Below are 15373 nucleotides of genomic sequence, written 5' to 3'. Positions count from 1 at the left end.
GCCAAGGTGGCCACCAGCCCTCATCGTCTAGTGGCCCAGGACGCCGCCCTTTCAAGGCGGTAGCACGGGTTCGAATCCCGTTGGGGGCACGCATCACCGTGTGCGAGACTGGTTCACGCCGCTTTCGCACAATGCAAGGTCCTGTGGAGCAGTTTGGAGTGCTCGCCACCCTGTCAAGGTGGAGGCCGCGGGTTCAAATCCCGTCAGGACCGCTGCGGCTGGGTAGCTCAGTTGGTACGAGCGATCGCCTGAAAAGCGATAGGTCGCCGGTTCGACCCCGGCCCCAGCCACACCCTTTGGGAGAAGGCCCCGATCCAGTGGATCGGGGCCTTCTTCGTATGCGCGGCCAGGCGTCGTGAGACGGGGCCGAGCAAAAGACCCCCCGCCCACCCGACCGCCGCAATCCCGTGGCCGCCTCCCCACGCGCGGCCCGCGCCGTCAGCCGGCAGCTTCCGCGTGTGCGGGGGCGGTCTCGCGGCCACCCGGGTGACGGTGGCGCCAGACCCAGAAGACCGTGCACGAGAGCACCGACCAGCCGGCCAGCACCAGGAACGGAAAGAGATGCTGGTGGCCGCCGAAGTACACGGCGGTGTGCTGGGCGTTGACCGAACCCCCCGGCGGCAGCCAGCGGCCGATATGGCCCAGTGCGGACGGCAGCAGCGGCCAGGACACCGCGCCGCCCGAGGACGGGTTGCCGAGGAGCACCATCAGCCCCCAGGTGGGGATCATCGCCCAGCGCCCGATCAGGGTGTTGAACATCGTGAAGACCATGCCGGACGTGAACATCGTCAGCGCCAGGATCAGCCACGACTCCACGAACGGCAGATCCAGCGCACCCAGCCACCAGTCCACCACCGCGGCGATGGCGAAGCCTCCCAACAGGGCGTACACCGCGGTGAACGCGGTCCGCTCCGCGGGATTGAGGGCGCGCGCGTGCACGCTGAGCTGGATCGCTCCCACGAAACCGATGATCACCGCGGCGAGCGAGATGTAGAAGAGCGCGAGCCCGCGCGGGTCGCCTTCCTGCAGCGGCTTGATGTCCTTGATCCGGACGTCCACCCCGACCGCCTTGCCGACCTTCACACCCGATTCGCCCAGCAGCTGCGCCACCGACGCGCCCGAGGCCCCGGCCACGTCCAGCTCCACGCCCCGGCCGCGCGGCCGCAGGATCGCGAACTCCCGCTGGTCCTCCACCGCCTCCACGGCTTCGCCGTAGGTGCCGTACCGGGTCAGCCGCAGCGGGGCGTTCAGCGCCTTCTCCATGCCCGCCACGAACGACTTCTCCTGCGGGGCGTCGAGCCGGCCGACCACGGCGGTCGGGATGTGCCGCGGCGCCGGCTTGGCCATGGTCGAGGTGTACGAGCCGGCGAACAGCCCGGCGGCCGCCGCGACGATGAACACCAGCACGATGGCGGGCAGGAACGGTGATTCCTTGAAGGCCGCCCACTTCTCCGCCCGGGTCGGACGCCTTCCATGGGCACCGTGCGGAACATGATCGCCGCGCTGATCAGACATGTGAACACGCTAAAGCAATGATCACGGACATACCCCCGTAGGTCCCCCTGCGCGGCGGCCCCGGAAGCCCCGGCTCCCCCCGCACCGACCGGTTCTTGCCACTGCCGCGAGGACACCGCGCCACCGGCGCCCCGGTTGCCGCCCGCAAATGGTTCGCCAGTCCGATCCGTGAGGTGAGATCCTGGGGGACGTATGTCCAGTCAGCCTGCCCCCGCCCTGCCCGCCCTGCTGGAGCGACTGCCCGAGCTGATGCTGCGCGACCAGCAGCGGCTGGGGCGTCGACTCGACGGCGCGCGCCGGATCCGTAAGCCCGAGGCCCGAGAGGCCGTGCTCGCCGAGATCTCCGACGGCATCGAGGAGGCGGAGCTGCGCGTCGCCCAGCGGCGCGCCGCGGTGCCCGACATCACGTACCCGGAAGAACTCCCGGTCAGCCAGAAGAAGGACGAGATCCTCGCCGCGATCCGCGACCACCAGGTCGTGATCGTCGCGGGCGAGACCGGATCCGGCAAGACGACGCAGATCCCCAAGATCTGCCTTGAGCTCGGACGGGGCGTCCGCGGCCTCATCGGGCACACCCAGCCCCGCCGGATCGCTGCCCGTACCGTCGCCGAGCGGGTGGCCGAGGAGCTCAAGACGCCACTGGGCGAGGCGGTCGGCTGGAAGGTGCGCTTCACCGACCAGGTCGGCGGCGACACCCTCGTCAAACTGATGACCGACGGCATCCTGCTCGCCGAGATCCAGACGGACCGCGAGCTGCGCCAGTACGACACGATCATCATCGACGAGGCACACGAGCGCAGCCTCAACATCGACTTCATCCTCGGCTATCTGGCGCAGCTGCTGCCCAAACGCCCGGATCTGAAGGTCGTGATCACCTCAGCGACCATCGACCCGGAGCGGTTCGCCAAGCACTTCGGCAGTTTCACCGCTGTGGACGCGCGCGAGGCCGAGGGCACGGCCCGGGAGGACGGTGCGGCGCCCGCCGGCGCCCCGATCGTCGAGGTCTCCGGGCGGACGTATCCGGTCGAGGTCCGCTACCGCCCGCTGCTGGAGGAGGGTGGCCAGGAGGGCGACCGCGACCAGATCACCGCGATCTGCGACGCCGTCGACGAGCTCCAGGCCGAGGGGCCCGGCGACATCCTGGTCTTCCTCTCCGGCGAACGCGAGATCCGCGACACCGCCGACGCGCTCAACAAGAAGAACCTGCGGTCCACCGAGGTGCTGCCGCTGTACGCACGGCTCTCGCACGCCGAGCAGCACCGCGTCTTCCAGCGGCACACCGGCCGCCGCATCGTGCTCGCCACGAACGTCGCGGAGACCTCGCTGACCGTCCCCGGCATCCGGTACGTCATCGACCCGGGCATGGCCCGGATCTCCCGCTACAGCTTCCGCACCAAGGTGCAGCGACTGCCGATCGAGCCGGTCTCGCAGGCCAGCGCCAACCAGCGCAAGGGCCGCTGCGGGCGTACCAGCGACGGCATCTGCATCCGGCTGTACTCCGAGGACGACTTCGTCAGCCGCCCGGAGTTCACCGACGCCGAGATCCTGCGTACCAACCTCGCCTCCGTCATCCTGCAGATGACCGCGGCCGGCCTCGGCGACATCGAGAAGTTCCCCTTCATCGACCCGCCGGACCGCCGCAACATCAAGGACGGCGTCGATCTGCTGCACGAGCTCGGCGCGCTGGACGGCAAGCCGAAGTCGGGCGGCTCCGGGCGGCCCGGGCAGAAGGGCGGCCAGCGGCTCACCCCGCTCGGCCGCAAGCTCTCCCAGCTGCCGGTCGACCCGCGGCTGGCCCGGATGGTGCTGGAGGCCGACCGCAACGGCTGTGTGCGCGAGGTCATGGTGATCGCGGCGGCGCTGTCGATCCAGGATCCCCGCGAGCGGCCCTCGGACAAGCAGCAGCAGGCCGACCAGCAGCACGCCCGTTTCAAGGACGAGACCAGCGACTTCCTGGCCTTCCTCAACCTGTGGCGCTATGTGCGGGAGCAGCAGAAGGCGCTGTCGTCGTCTGCATTCCGGCGCATGTGCCGGTCCGAGTTCCTGAACTACCTGCGGATACGCGAGTGGCAGGACATCTACTCCCAGCTGCGCTCGGTCGCCAAGACCATGGGCATTCACCTCAGCGAGGAGGATGCGGCGCCCGACCACATTCACACCTCCCTGCTTTCCGGTTTGCTTTCGCATATCGGACTCAAGGACACGGACGCCAAGAACGAGTATCTGGGCGCCCGCAGCGCCAAGTTCGCGGTCTTCCCCGGCTCCGCGCTCTTCAAGAAGCCACCGCGCTGGATCATGTCCGCGGAGCTGGTCGAGACATCCCGCCTGTGGGCCCGGGTGAATGCCAAGGTCGAGCCGGAGTGGGTCGAGCCGCTGGCGCAGCACCTGGTGAAGCGGACGTACAGCGAGCCGCACTGGGAGCAGAAGATGGCGGCGGTGATGGCGTACGAGCGGGTGACGCTCTACGGCGTGCCGATCGTCGCCCAGCGGAAGATCACCTACGGCCGTATCGACCCGGAGACCTCACGGGACCTGTTCATCCGTAACGCCCTGGTGGAGGGCGACTGGCGCACGCACCACCAGTTCTTCCATGACAACCGCAAACTCCTCGGCGAAGTCGAGGAGTTGGAGCACCGCGCCCGGCGCCGCGACATCCTCGTCGACGACGAGACGCTCTTCGACTTCTACGACCAGCGCATTCCGGCGGACATCGTCTCGGGGGCGCATTTCGACGCGTGGTGGAAGAAGCGCGGCCAGGCCGACGGGCCGGATCCGGAGCTGCTGAACTTCGAGCAGTCCATGCTCATCAACGAATCCGCGGAAGCCGTCACCAAGGACGACTACCCGGACTCCTGGCGCCAGGGAAAGCTGAAGTTCAAGGTCACCTATCAGTTCGAGCCCGGCGCGGACGCGGACGGCGTGACCGTCCATGTGCCCCTCCAGGTCCTCAACCAGGTCTCCTCCGAGGGCTTCGACTGGCAGATCCCCGGCCTGCGCGAGCAGCTGGTCACGGAGCTGATCCGCTCGCTGCCCAAGCCGATCCGCCGCAACTACGTCCCGGCGCCGAACTTCGCGGCCCGGTTCCTCGATTCCACGGTGCCGCTGCAGGGTGCCCTGACCGCGTCGCTGGCCGCGGGGCTCCAGCGGATGGTGGGCGTGCCGGTGCAGGCGGCGGACTTCGACACCGCCAAGGTGCCCGACCACCTCAAGATCACCTTCCGGGTGGTCGACGAGCGGCGCCGCAAGCTCGCCGAGGCCAAGGATCTCGAAGCGCTGCGGCTCCAGCTCAAGCCGAAGACCCGGGAGGCCATCTCCAGGGCGTTCGAGCAGGCGGCGGACCGGCCGTCGGACGGCAAGGGCGGCAAGGGCGCCAAGGGCGACGGCTCCGCGCCGGCCGGACCGGAGCAGCGGACCGGCCTGACGTCCTGGACGATCGGGGTGCTGCCGCGCACCTTCGAGACCCGGCGCGCGGGCCAGCCGCTCAAGGCGTATCCGGCCCTGGTGGACGAGGGCAGCAGCGTCGCCGTACGCCTCTTCGACACCGAGGCCGAGCAGCTGCAAGCCATGTGGGCGGGCACCCGCAGGCTCATCCTGCTCAACGTTCCCTCCAACCCCGCGAAGTTCGCCCAGGACAAGCTGAGCAACCAGCAGAAGCTCGCGCTCTCCCGCAATCCGCACGGCTCCATCGCGGCGCTGTTCGAGGACTGTGTGACGGCCGCCGCCGACCGCCTCATCGCGGCGCGGGGAGGTCCGGCGTGGGACGAGGAGTCCTTCCGCAAGCTCTTCGACGCGGTGCGCGCCGATCTGGTGGACGCGACGCTGAAGACCATTCAGCAGGCCCAGGAGGTGCTGGCCGCCTGGCAGGCGTGTGAGCGCCGGCTGAAGGCCACGACGTTCCCCTCGCTGCTGCCGTCGCTCGCGGACGTCAAGGAGCAGCTGGCGGCGCTCATCAAGCCGGGGTTCGTCACCGCGCACGGCGCCAAGCGGCTGCCGGACCTGCTGCGCTATCTGGTGGCCATCGACCGGCGCCTCCAGCAGCTGCCCACCAACGCCGAGCGGGATCGCACCCGGATGGCGAAGGTGAAGGAGATGCAGGACGAATACGCCTGGCTGCTGGAACAGTTCCCCCAGGGCCGCCCGGTGCCGGCCGCGGCCCTGGACATCCGCTGGATGATCGAGGAGCTGCGGGTGAGCTACTTCGCGCACGCGCTGGGGACCGCCTATCCGGTCTCCGACAAGCGCATCGTGAAGGCCGTGGACGCCGCGGCGCCGTAGCCGCCGGGGGGCCACCGGCATCGAGTTCGACCGCACCCCCTGACCTGCTGTACAGTCTTGCTTCGCAGCCCGCCGCAAGCGGAAAGCGAAACGCAAGGTCCTGTGGAGCAGTTTGGAGTGCTCGCCACCCTGTCAAGGTGGAGGCCGCGGGTTCAAATCCCGTCAGGACCGCATCAGTTACGGCCCGCATCCTTCTCGGATGCGGGCCGTAACGCGTTTTCGGGCAGGTACCCATGGGCGCCTCGGACCGGAGCGGCGGTTTCCGCACCGGGCGCACCACGCGCATCCTCGCGACGCCCCCGCCTCTCCCCGCGCCCTTCGACGCGTCCCCGGCAGGCAAGCCGCCCTCCCCTGTTCACCACCCACAGCGGCATGCCCTCTTCGCATGCCAGTCCGGCAGGCCCGCTCACCTTGGCGCGAAGGCGCGGGTGGCGGGCCCCGTCGCCCGCTGCCGTCTTGACGGCCGTGGACGCCACCGGTACTCACAAAGGAGGCGCGGGGCCGGGGAGGTACGTGCGATGACGACACGGGCGAGGCACGAGACCAGGGCGCTGCTGCGTGCCCATCTGTCGGCTGCCGCGAGCTACCGCCATCTGACGCGGCACTGCCCCATCTGCCACCAGCTGCTACGGCTCGCCATGGAGCCGCACAGGGCCCGCCGGGGGGCCTCGGCACCCGAGGCCGGCACCGCCTCCTCCCCGGCCGCCTGCGCGCCCTCGGGGGCGGACGGCGAAAGTCCCTCGCCTCGTTGAGCGGAGTCGCCTCCTTCACCGCCCGTGCGGTGGGAGGCTGTTGAGCGGGTGTCGGCGAAAGCGCACTACCGCAGCGGCTGTACCGCCTTCAAGGACTGCGCCGTGTGACGGGTGTCACCGAACAACTTTTGCGAAGTAGGGAACTTACACCCTCCCTACAACCTGTCAATTTAATATGTGCAATTGCACTCTCCCTCCAGCACTCTCGGAACGAGACCGCAGGGTCCGCGCAGACACCCCCTCAGAGGGCCCCTGTGGGCACGCAGGGAGCCCCGCGGGGGGACACGAGCGCCGGGCCGACCCGGCCGGTCCGGCGGGCCGGGGAGCGGGCGCACACACAAAAAAATCGCGCTGGACCCGGCGGAGTCCAGCGCGATCGGTGACGTACCCAGATGGAGCGGGTGTGGAGCCTGTTGGGGCAGGCGCCGCGTCGGTGTAGCTGTGGAGCTTGGGTGGAGCAGTCGAGCTATGTGGTGCCAAAACGGGCATTTTCGGGTTGGGGGCCCCGAAAACAGCCTGGCTATGCGGTTGTTCAGGCCTCGCTGCGCTGCTGCGGGATACCCGCGAGCAGTGCGCGGACCTCAGCCTCGCGGTAACGCCGATGCCCTCCGAGCGTGCGGATGGACGTGAGCTTGCCTGCCTTGGCCCAGCGGGTCACCGTCTTCGGGTCCACGCGGAACATCGTGGCGACCTCAGCAGGGGTAAGCAGCGGCTCGGCGTCAGGGGTGCGAGCGGTCATGAGCGGCCTCCTCGGGAGAACCGAACCATCACGGTTCTTTCCTCTAAATTCTGCACCTTGACCCACGTTGCCCGAAATGGCGGACGCGGGCCGAGTCGGTTATAGGACGAACGGCTTGTCCTCGGCACTACAACTACACCATCCGTCCAGCCACGTCGGCCAAACCGATGGAATTGCCCTCTCAGGTGTTCAACCTCGGCGGAAGCCGATGGACCATGCCATAGCGGACAGTCACGCCCCCGTGACGATCAGTCACAACGGGATCAGTCGCCAGGAAACCCTCAAGGAGCGCAATACCGATCTATCCGCCCATAGTTAGGCGGAAGGAGCCCCAGTCAGCCTCCTTGTCCTATTTTGGCACGAGGGTATGGCTTAGGAGCAAGACCCGAAGTCAGTGCTTTAGGTCACGCTTGGGGCAAACGCCCGGATCGGGACCTACGTCCCGCGCCGTCAGGCCCTGGATGACAGGCCCTGTCCGGCGTCACACCGCCGCCCCGGACGCTCAGCTGGAGAACTGACGTTCGCGCACCGCACGCCATCGGTCGGACAGCTTCTCGTACGCGACGCCGGCCCGCTCGCCGTCCCCGTCGCGCAGCGCCGCCAGCCCCTCCGCCACCTCCGCGGCGGAGCGGTCCTCGGCGAGCTGCTCCTCGGGCACCGCGTGCACCAGGCCTCCGTAGTCCAGCTCCACGAGCGAACGCGGGTGGAATTCCTCGAGCCAGCGCCCCACATCTACCAGGCCGTCGATCAGCGGCCCCTCTTCCAAGGTGTCGCGCAGCGTCCGCAGTCCGCGCGCGACCCGGCGCCGCGCCTGCACCATCGGAGTCCGATAACGCAGGTGCGATCCCTGGTCACTCTTCGTGTACTCGCGCTCCTCGTCGTCGAAGAGCACGAACCAGCGGACCGGAACATGCCAGGTCGCACCGCGGGTCCAGGGTCTGGCGTCCGGGTTGCGCTCCCGCCACTGTTCGTAATCGGTGGCCGCCTGCCGCCGCACGACCGGCGGCAGCGCCGCGTCCAGCACGGGCGCCGGCAGCAGCTCCTCGAGCGCCTCCAGCGCCTGCCAGCCGCGCAGCCGGGTACGCCACGGACACACGCACGTGACACCGTCCACGACGGCCACGAAGGCGTCCGCGCTCTCGTGGACCGGCACCGGCACCGGCGGGGTCGGCAGCAGATCGGCGAGCGCCCGGCGCTGCTCGTCCTGGGCGGTGGGGGTGTGCTCGCGCTCGGCGTACCGCGCCCAGTGGGAGCGCTCCGGCTCGGGGAACGCTGCCAGCGGCTCATAGACCCGCAGATATGCCACATACGGGACCATCACCGACGACGCCAAGGCCACGCCCGCTCCTTTTCAGGGAAGTCCGCCTCCGGAAGGAGTCGCCCACCTCCACCCGGCCGGGATACGGGCAGATCGTCCCATGCCCGTCCCCCACGCGAGGGTGATCCGGGGCACCTGACCGATCAACGGGTCGAGAGGTCTTACGCTCTTTGCGACCGGCCCTCCCCACCCGCACGAGGGCGTCCTTCGCGACTTATGGGAGTCACCACAGTGACTGACGTACGTCCTGCCACCGTCAGTGCCGACGGCGGCGTTCTGCACACCCTGTTCCGATCGGAGCAGGGCGGCCACGAGCAAGTCGTTCTCTGCCAGGACCGCGCCAGCGGCCTCAGGGCCGTGATCGCCCTCCACAGCACCGCCCTGGGCCCCGCCCTCGGCGGTACCCGCTTCCATGCCTACGCCTCCGAGGAGGAGGCCGTGCTGGACGCTCTCAACCTCTCGCGCGGCATGTCCTACAAGAACGCGCTGGCCGGCCTTGAGCACGGCGGCGGCAAGGCCGTGATCATCGGCGACCCCGACGTGATCAAGACCGAGGAGCTGCTGCTCGCCTACGGCCGTTTCGTGGCCTCTCTGGGCGGCCGCTACGTCACCGCGTGCGATGTCGGCACCTACGTCGCCGACATGGACGTGGTCGCGCGTACGAACAAGTGGACCACCGGCCGCTCGCCCGAGAACGGCGGCGCCGGCGACTCCTCCGTCCTGACCGCCTTCGGTGTCTACCAGGGCATGCGCGCCTCGGCCCAGCACCAGTGGGGCGACCCGACGCTGCGCGGCCGCAAGGTCGGCGTGGCGGGGGTCGGCAAGGTGGGCCACCACCTCGTCGAGCACCTCCTCAAGGACGGCGCGGAGGTCGTGATCACGGACGTCCGCAGCGAGTCGGTGGACCGCATCCTTGCGCGGCACCCCCGGGTGACCGCCGTCGCCGACACCGAGGCGTTGATCCGCACCGAGGGTCTGGACGTCTACGCGCCGTGCGCCCTGGGCGGCGCGCTGAGCGATGAGTCGGTGCGGGTGCTGACCGCGAAGGTGGTGTGCGGGGCGGCCAACAACCAGCTCGCGCACCCCGGCGTCGAGAAGGACCTGTCCGACCGCGGCATCCTCTACGCACCGGACTACGTCGTGAACGCGGGCGGCGTCATCCAGGTGGCCGATGAGCTGCACGGCTTCGACTTCGACCGCTGCAAGGCCAAGGCGACGAAGATCTTCGACACCACGCTGGCGATATTCGCTCGTGCGAAGACGGACGGGATCCCGCCCGCCGCCGCGGCCGACCGGCTGGCCGAAACGCGTATGGCCGAGGCCCGACGCGCCTGACGGACCGGGAGCGCTTCGGGGCCGCCCCCATGGCCGGAAACACGGCCTTGCGCGACCCGCCGACGGGTGATCGAGGAGACTTCCCTCACCACCCGTCGGCGGGTCGCCGTACCGGACAGGTTAAAATCGCAGTTGACCAGCGGGAAAAGGGTGCCCCGCGGGTCGTGCCGAGCAGTGGGTGATGCGGGCGACGTACCGAACGGCCGCGGAAGCAGGTACCGTTAAAGCCCTACAGACCGGCCTCTCTGTCGAGAGTCCGTTCTGAATCATGAACGCGTGTCAAGACTCTGGGGCCATCGAGCCCCGTCATTGAGGGGGTCGACCCATGGGGCGCGGCCGGGCCAAGGCCAAGCAGACAAAGGTCGCCCGCCAGCTGAAGTACAGCAGCGGTGGGACGGATCTCTCACGACTGGCCGACGAGCTGGGTGCATCGCCGTCGAACCAGCAGCCTCCGAACGGGGAACCGTTCGAGGATGACGAGGACGACGACGACCCGTACGCACAGTACGCGGATCGGTACAACGACGATGATGAGGACGAGGGCGACTCGTCCGACCAGCGTCGTCGCGCCTGACGCCCTGTGCGTACCAGGCTCTGACAACAGACAGCATCGAGGACCCGGTCCAGGCCAGTGCCAGGACCGGGTTCTGTGCTGCCCGGGTGGCCGCGGAGCGGGCGCCGAAGTGGCCGCCGGATGAGCGGCGGCCACTCAGATCAGCTCGCGTAGTCACCGGTCAGGGTCACCGCGTCGGCACAGTCGCCACGCTCGTTGATCTCGCCGCTCACCCAGGCGTCCACCCCGCGGTCGGCGAGCGTGGTCAGCGCGACCTCCACCGACTCCTGCGGGACGACGGCGATCATGCCGACGCCCATGTTCAGGGTCTTCTCCAGCTCCAGGCGCTCGACCGAGCCGGCCGAGCCGACCAGGTCGAAGACCGGTCCCGGCGTCCAGGTGGAGCGGTCCACGGTGGCGTGCAGACCGTCCGGGATGACCCGGGCGAGGTTGTTGGCCAGGCCGCCGCCGGTGATGTGCGAGAAGGCGTGCACCTCGGTCGTACGGGTCAGCGCCAGGCAGTCCAGCGAGTAGATCTTGGTGGGCTCCAGCAGCTCCTCGCCGAGGGTGCGGCCGAACTCCGGGATCTCGCGGTCCAGGGCGAGACCCGCACGGTCGAACAGCACGTGGCGGACGAGGGAGTACCCGTTGGAGTGAAGTCCGGAGGACGCCATCGAGATGACGGCGTCGCCCGTCCGGATGCGATCCGCACCGAGCACGCGGTCGGCCTCGACCACGCCCGTCCCGGCGCCGGCGACGTCGAACTCGTCCACGCCCAGCAGCCCGGGGTGCTCGGCGGTCTCGCCGCCGACCAGCGCGCAGCCGGCCAGCACACAGCCCTCGGCGATGCCCTTCACGATCGCGGCGACGCGCTCGGGGAAGACCTTGCCGACGCAGATGTAGTCGGTCATGAACAGCGGCTCGGCGCCGCAGACGACCAGGTCGTCGACGACCATGCCGACGAGGTCGTGACCGATGCTGTCGTACACGCCCATCTTGCGGGCGATGTCGACCTTCGTGCCGACGCCGTCGGTGGCCGAGGCCAGCAGCGGGCGCTCGTAGCGCTTGAGCGCGGACGCGTCGAAGAGGCCGGCGAAGCCGCCGAGCCCGCCGACGACCTCGGGGCGGGTGGCCTTCTTCACCCACTCCTTCATGAGGTCCACGGCGCGGTCGCCCGCTTCGATGTCGACACCCGCCGCCGCGTAGCTGGCACCAGCGCCCGCGGACTGCGCAGGCTCAAAGGAATCGGTAGGCATGGCCCAGAACTTTCGTGTCGTGTGTGTGCGAGCTACGGGCGGCGCAGCGCGTCGGCGCCGCCGACCCCGGCCGTCAGCGTCTCGACGCCGTCCAGGTCCGGCTTGGCCTGACCGGCGGTCTCCGACTCCAGGAGGTGCTTGCCCAGCAGCTCCGGGTCGGGCAGATCCATCGGGTATTCGCCGTCGAAGCAGGCGCGGCACAGATTCGGCTTGGCGATGGTGGTCGCCTCGATCATGCCGTCGATGGAGATGTACGCGAGCGAATCGGCGCCCAGCGACTTGCCGATCTCTTCCACGCTCAGCCCGTTGGCGATCAGCTCCGCGCGCGTGGCGAAGTCGATGCCGAAGAAGCAGGGCCACTTGATCGGCGGGGAGGAGATCCGGATGTGGACCTCCAGCGCGCCGGCCTCGCGGAGCATCCGCACCAGGGCGCGCTGGGTGTTGCCGCGGACGATCGAGTCGTCGACGACCACCAGGCGCTTACCGCGGATGACTTCCTTGAGCGGGTTGAGCTTGAGGCGGATACCGAGCTGCCGGATGGTCTGCGAGGGCTGGATGAAGGTCCGGCCGACGTAGGAGTTCTTGACCAGACCGGAGCCGTAGGGGATACCGCTGGCCTCGGCGTAGCCGACCGCGGCGGGGGTGCCCGACTCGGGTGTCGCTATGACGAGGTCAGCCTCGGCCGGCGCTTCGGCGGCCAGCTTGCGGCCCATCTCCACGCGGGAGAGGTACACGTTGCGGCCGGCGATGTCGGTGTCCGGGCGCGCGAGGTAGACGTACTCGAAGACGCAGCCCTTGGGGCGGGCCTCGGCGAAGCGGCTGCTGCGCAGGCCGTCCTCGTCGATGGCGACCATCTCTCCGGGCTCGATCTCCCGGATGAAGCTGGCGCCGCAGATGTCGAGGGCGGCGGTCTCGGAGGCCACCACCCAGCCGCGCTCCAGGCGGCCGAGGACCAGCGGGCGGATGCCCTGCGGGTCGCGGGCGGCGTACAGCGTGTGCTCGTCCATGAAGACGAGGGAGAAGGCACCCATCACCTTGGGCAGGACGCGGGGTGCGGCCTCCTCGACGGTGAGCGGCTTGCCGTCCTCGTCGACCTGGCCGGCGAGCAGCGCCGTCACGAGATCGGTGTCATTGGTGGCCGCGACCTGGGTCGCGCGGCCGCCCTCACGGGGCAGCGCCGCGACCAGATCCGCCAGCTCGGCGGTGTTGACCAGGTTGCCGTTGTGGCCGAGCGCGATCGAGCCGTGCGCGGTCGCACGGAACGTCGGCTGCGCGTTCTCCCACACCGAGGCACCGGTGGTGGAGTAGCGGGCATGGCCCACGGCGATATGGCCCTGGAGAGAGCCGAGCGAAGTCTCGTCGAAGACCTGGGAAACCAGGCCCATGTCCTTGAAAACGAGGATCTGCGAGCCGTTGCTCACTGCGATGCCCGCAGACTCCTGTCCACGGTGCTGCAGCGCATACAGCCCGAAATAGGTGAGTTTGGCGACCTCTTCACCCGGAGCCCAGACACCGAAGACGCCGCAAGCGTCCTGGGGGCCCTTCTCGCCGGGGAGCAGGTCGTGGTTGAGTCGTCCGTCACCACGTGGCACGCCTCCGAGTCTAGGGCAGGTCGCGCATTCATCCGAACCGGGGATGGTCCGGCTTCTGGATGAGTGCATGAACGGAGTGTTGCGCGTCCTTGACGTGCTCACGGCTTTGCGAGCAGGATTCCCGACCATGCAGACCCCGCAGCCCTTGGCACGCCTGGTGTGTGGCCGAGTGGCCCACCGCGTGCGACCGCTCGTGCGGCGCCGCCACGTCGACCTCGGTCGCGTCGCCAGCGCCATGTGTCGCTGCGCATAGGTCCGCCGACCGCACGTAGCGACGGGGCGGTCCAAGTTGACTCGCCCCCTCCGGTTACACCCCTCTGAGCTGCGCTTTCCCGGTCGGTCTCGCCGCTTACCGCGTACGCCACCCATGCCGCCGATGTACCTGTCGCGGCTTATGTCGGGTGACTGCCCCCTGTTCCCGTGTGAGATACGCGACCCCCATGCCCTCGCGCCACTCCCGTGAGGCGTTATGCGACCTCGCGTCCTGAATCAACCTCTTTGGAGAGTCGTACCGATGTCATCCGTCGACCCTGGCGCGCCCGATACGTCCGCTCCCTCCCCCGAGCCCGCGCTCTCCCGCCGTATGTTCGGCGGCCTGGCCGGTGCGGGCGCCGCGGCGGCGGTCGGCGGGCTCGGCGCACTCGGCACCTTGGCGGGCGCGCCGAGCGCCGCGGCCGGGACCCCGGCACCCGGGGAGCGCCCGTTCCGGGCCGCGCCGGACCGGCACTCGCGGCGCCCCAACATCCTGTTCATCCTCGGCGACGACCTGGGCTGGGCCGATCTGTCCTCCTACGGGGCACCGGAGATCCGGACCCCGCACCTGGACCGGCTCGCCCGCCAGGGCGTCCGCTTCACCCAGGCCTACTCGGGATCGGCGACCTGCTCGCCCACCCGCTTCTCCCTGTACACGGGCCGCTACCCGGGCCGTACCGAGGGCGGCCTTGCCGAGCCGATCGCCGACCGGAGCGTGGGGCTGGAGCCGGGACACCCCACGCTCGCCTCGCTGCTGCGCGACGCGGGCTACGCGACGGCCTTGATCGGCAAGTGGCACTGCGGCTACCTGCCGGACCACAGCCCCACCAAATCCGGCTGGGAGACCTTCTTCGGGAACCTCGGCGGGGCGCTGGAGTACTACTCGAAGCTCGGACTCGCCGGCGAGTACGACCTCTACGAGGGCGACGCCGAGTACCAGGACCTGCGCTACTACACGCGGATCCTCACCGAGCGGGCCGTCGACCTCGTGACCGCCGCGGGACGGCGGGCCGGCGAAGGCCGTGCCACCGGCGGCCGTCCCGCGGCGGACCGGCCCTGGCTGCTGAACCTGAACTTCACCACTCCGCACTGGCCCTGGATAGCCGACGGCGACACGGCGCAGAGCGCGGAGATCGTCCGACGGATCAAGGCCGGTGAGCCGGGCGCCCTGCAGCACCGGGACGGCGGCTCGCTGGCGAAGTACCGGGAGATGGTCGAGGACCTGGACCGCTCGGTCGGCGAGGTGCTGGCCGCGCTGAAGCGCTCCGGTCAGGAGGAGAACACCCTCGTCTTCTTCGCGAGTGACAACGGAGGCGAACGCTGGTCGTACAACTGGCCGCTGTCCGGGAACAAGGCATCGCTCCAGGAGGGCGGCATCCGGGTGCCGACGATCGTGCGCTGGCCGTCCCGGCTCGACGCAGGGCAGGTGAGCCATGAGCCGGTGTTCACCCCGGACTGGACGGCGACCCTGCTGGAGATCGCGGGCGCCCGTCCGGACCGGGCACATCCACTGGACGGCACCAGCCTTGCGGGCTACCTGCTGCGCGGTGAGCGGCTCGCCGAGCGGGACCTGTTCTGGCGGGTGCGGGGCGAACGGGCGCTGCGGCGCGGCGACTGGAAGTACTACCGGGGCAAGAAGGGCACCGACCAGCTCTTCCACCTCACCGACGACCCACGTGAGCAGGCGGACAAAGCGGCGGTCGAGCCACGGCTGCTGGCACGGCTGAAGGCCGCCTGGGAGGCGGTGGACGACACTCTGCTCGCGTATCCGGAGGGCTGAGGGACG

The 15373-nt window shown here is 69.6% G+C and carries 11 protein-coding genes and 4 tRNA genes; 10 read left to right on the top strand and 5 right to left on the bottom strand.

The annotated features are described in order from the left end of the window. The first annotated feature begins 16 nt into the window (after positions 1 to 16). The 3 genes from ACGFZW_RS13645 to ACGFZW_RS13635 all read left to right on the top strand — a co-directional run bounded on the left by ACGFZW_RS13645 (position 17) and on the right by ACGFZW_RS13635 (position 290). Positions 17 to 89: transfer RNA gene (locus tag ACGFZW_RS13645), tRNA-Glu, on the top strand. 48 nt (positions 90 to 137) lie between these two features. Continuing rightward, positions 138 to 212: transfer RNA gene (locus tag ACGFZW_RS13640), tRNA-Asp, on the top strand. Between the two features lie 4 nt (positions 213 to 216). After that, positions 217 to 290: transfer RNA gene (locus ACGFZW_RS13635), tRNA-Phe, on the top strand. 148 nt (positions 291 to 438) lie between these two features. Here ACGFZW_RS13635 and ACGFZW_RS13630 read toward each other — a convergent pair. Beyond that, positions 439 to 1515: an ABC transporter permease gene (locus tag ACGFZW_RS13630; protein WP_393893241.1), complete on the bottom strand. Its 1077-nt coding sequence runs from the start codon at positions 1513 to 1515 to the stop codon at positions 439 to 441. 192 nt (positions 1516 to 1707) lie between these two features. Between ACGFZW_RS13630 and hrpA the strand changes: the two genes are divergently transcribed. The 3 genes from hrpA to ACGFZW_RS13615 all read left to right on the top strand — a co-directional run bounded on the left by hrpA (position 1708) and on the right by ACGFZW_RS13615 (position 6542). Beyond that, complete coding sequence (hrpA, locus tag ACGFZW_RS13625; protein WP_393893240.1) at positions 1708 to 5790, top strand: ATP-dependent RNA helicase HrpA; 4083 nt, start codon at positions 1708 to 1710, stop codon at positions 5788 to 5790. 96 nt (positions 5791 to 5886) lie between these two features. Beyond that, positions 5887 to 5961, top strand: a tRNA-Asp gene (locus ACGFZW_RS13620). Between the two features lie 347 nt (positions 5962 to 6308). Further along, positions 6309 to 6542 (top strand): DUF6274 family protein, encoded by a 234-nt coding sequence (locus ACGFZW_RS13615; RefSeq protein WP_393893239.1) that lies wholly within the window; start codon positions 6309 to 6311, stop codon positions 6540 to 6542. Between the two features lie 532 nt (positions 6543 to 7074). Here the strand turns inward: ACGFZW_RS13615 and bldC are convergent. Further along, complete coding sequence (gene bldC, locus ACGFZW_RS13610) at positions 7075 to 7281, bottom strand: developmental transcriptional regulator BldC (RefSeq protein WP_003949541.1); 207 nt, start codon at positions 7279 to 7281, stop codon at positions 7075 to 7077. A 502-nt stretch (positions 7282 to 7783) separates the two neighbouring features. Then, on the bottom strand, positions 7784 to 8620 hold the full coding sequence (locus tag ACGFZW_RS13605) for a hypothetical protein (RefSeq protein ID WP_393893238.1): 837 nt from the start codon (positions 8618 to 8620) through the stop codon (positions 7784 to 7786). 195 nt (positions 8621 to 8815) lie between these two features. Here ACGFZW_RS13605 and ACGFZW_RS13600 point away from each other — a divergent pair, with 195 nt between their 5' ends. Both ACGFZW_RS13600 and ACGFZW_RS13595 read left to right on the top strand, forming a co-directional pair. Next, on the top strand, positions 8816 to 9934 hold the full coding sequence (locus ACGFZW_RS13600; RefSeq protein WP_393893237.1) for a Leu/Phe/Val dehydrogenase: 1119 nt from the start codon (positions 8816 to 8818) through the stop codon (positions 9932 to 9934). A gap of 325 nt (positions 9935 to 10259) precedes the next feature. After that, a complete protein-coding gene (locus tag ACGFZW_RS13595; RefSeq protein ID WP_393893236.1) occupies positions 10260 to 10508 on the top strand; it encodes a DUF3073 domain-containing protein in 249 nt (82 codons plus the stop codon). 140 nt (positions 10509 to 10648) lie between these two features. Here the strand turns inward: ACGFZW_RS13595 and purM are convergent, their stop codons facing one another. Both purM and purF read right to left on the bottom strand, forming a co-directional pair. Beyond that, positions 10649 to 11743, bottom strand: coding sequence for a phosphoribosylformylglycinamidine cyclo-ligase (purM, locus tag ACGFZW_RS13590; RefSeq protein ID WP_393893235.1), 1095 nt, complete (start codon positions 11741 to 11743; stop codon positions 10649 to 10651). Between the two features lie 32 nt (positions 11744 to 11775). Continuing rightward, complete coding sequence (purF, locus tag ACGFZW_RS13585) at positions 11776 to 13335, bottom strand: amidophosphoribosyltransferase (protein WP_393893234.1); 1560 nt, start codon at positions 13333 to 13335, stop codon at positions 11776 to 11778. Positions 13336 to 13378: 43 nt separating this feature from the next. Here purF and ACGFZW_RS13580 point away from each other — a divergent pair, with 43 nt between their 5' ends. Continuing rightward, positions 13379 to 13588 carry a putative leader peptide gene (locus tag ACGFZW_RS13580; protein ID WP_393893233.1) on the top strand — a complete coding sequence of 70 codons (210 nt, stop codon included), beginning with the start codon at positions 13379 to 13381 and terminating at the stop codon, positions 13586 to 13588. A gap of 261 nt (positions 13589 to 13849) precedes the next feature. Beyond that, positions 13850 to 15367, top strand: coding sequence for a sulfatase (locus ACGFZW_RS13575; RefSeq protein ID WP_393893232.1), 1518 nt, complete (start codon positions 13850 to 13852; stop codon positions 15365 to 15367). The last annotated feature ends 6 nt before the right edge of the window (positions 15368 to 15373 follow it).

The sequence above is a fragment of the Streptomyces sp. NPDC048248 genome (assembly GCF_043201875.1).
In the GTDB taxonomy this organism is placed as follows: domain Bacteria; phylum Actinomycetota; class Actinomycetes; order Streptomycetales; family Streptomycetaceae; genus Streptomyces.
This window is presented reverse-complemented; position numbering and strand designations above follow the sequence as displayed.

Coding starts and splice junctions, on each gene's coding strand:
- ACGFZW_RS13630 (WP_393893241.1), bottom strand. CDS start 1,515: ATGTCTGATCAGCGCGGCGATCATGTTCCGCACGGTGCCCATGGAAGG.
- hrpA (WP_393893240.1), top strand. CDS start 1,708: ATGTCCAGTCAGCCTGCCCCCGCCCTGCCCGCCCTGCTGGAGCGACTG.
- ACGFZW_RS13615 (WP_393893239.1), top strand. CDS start 6,309: ATGACGACACGGGCGAGGCACGAGACCAGGGCGCTGCTGCGTGCCCAT.
- bldC (WP_003949541.1), bottom strand. CDS start 7,281: ATGACCGCTCGCACCCCTGACGCCGAGCCGCTGCTTACCCCTGCTGAG.
- ACGFZW_RS13600 (WP_393893237.1), top strand. CDS start 8,816: ATGGGAGTCACCACAGTGACTGACGTACGTCCTGCCACCGTCAGTGCC.
- ACGFZW_RS13595 (WP_393893236.1), top strand. CDS start 10,260: ATGGGGCGCGGCCGGGCCAAGGCCAAGCAGACAAAGGTCGCCCGCCAG.
- purM (WP_393893235.1), bottom strand. CDS start 11,743: ATGCCTACCGATTCCTTTGAGCCTGCGCAGTCCGCGGGCGCTGGTGCC.
- ACGFZW_RS13580 (WP_393893233.1), top strand. CDS start 13,379: ATGGTCCGGCTTCTGGATGAGTGCATGAACGGAGTGTTGCGCGTCCTT.
- ACGFZW_RS13575 (WP_393893232.1), top strand. CDS start 13,850: ATGTCATCCGTCGACCCTGGCGCGCCCGATACGTCCGCTCCCTCCCCC.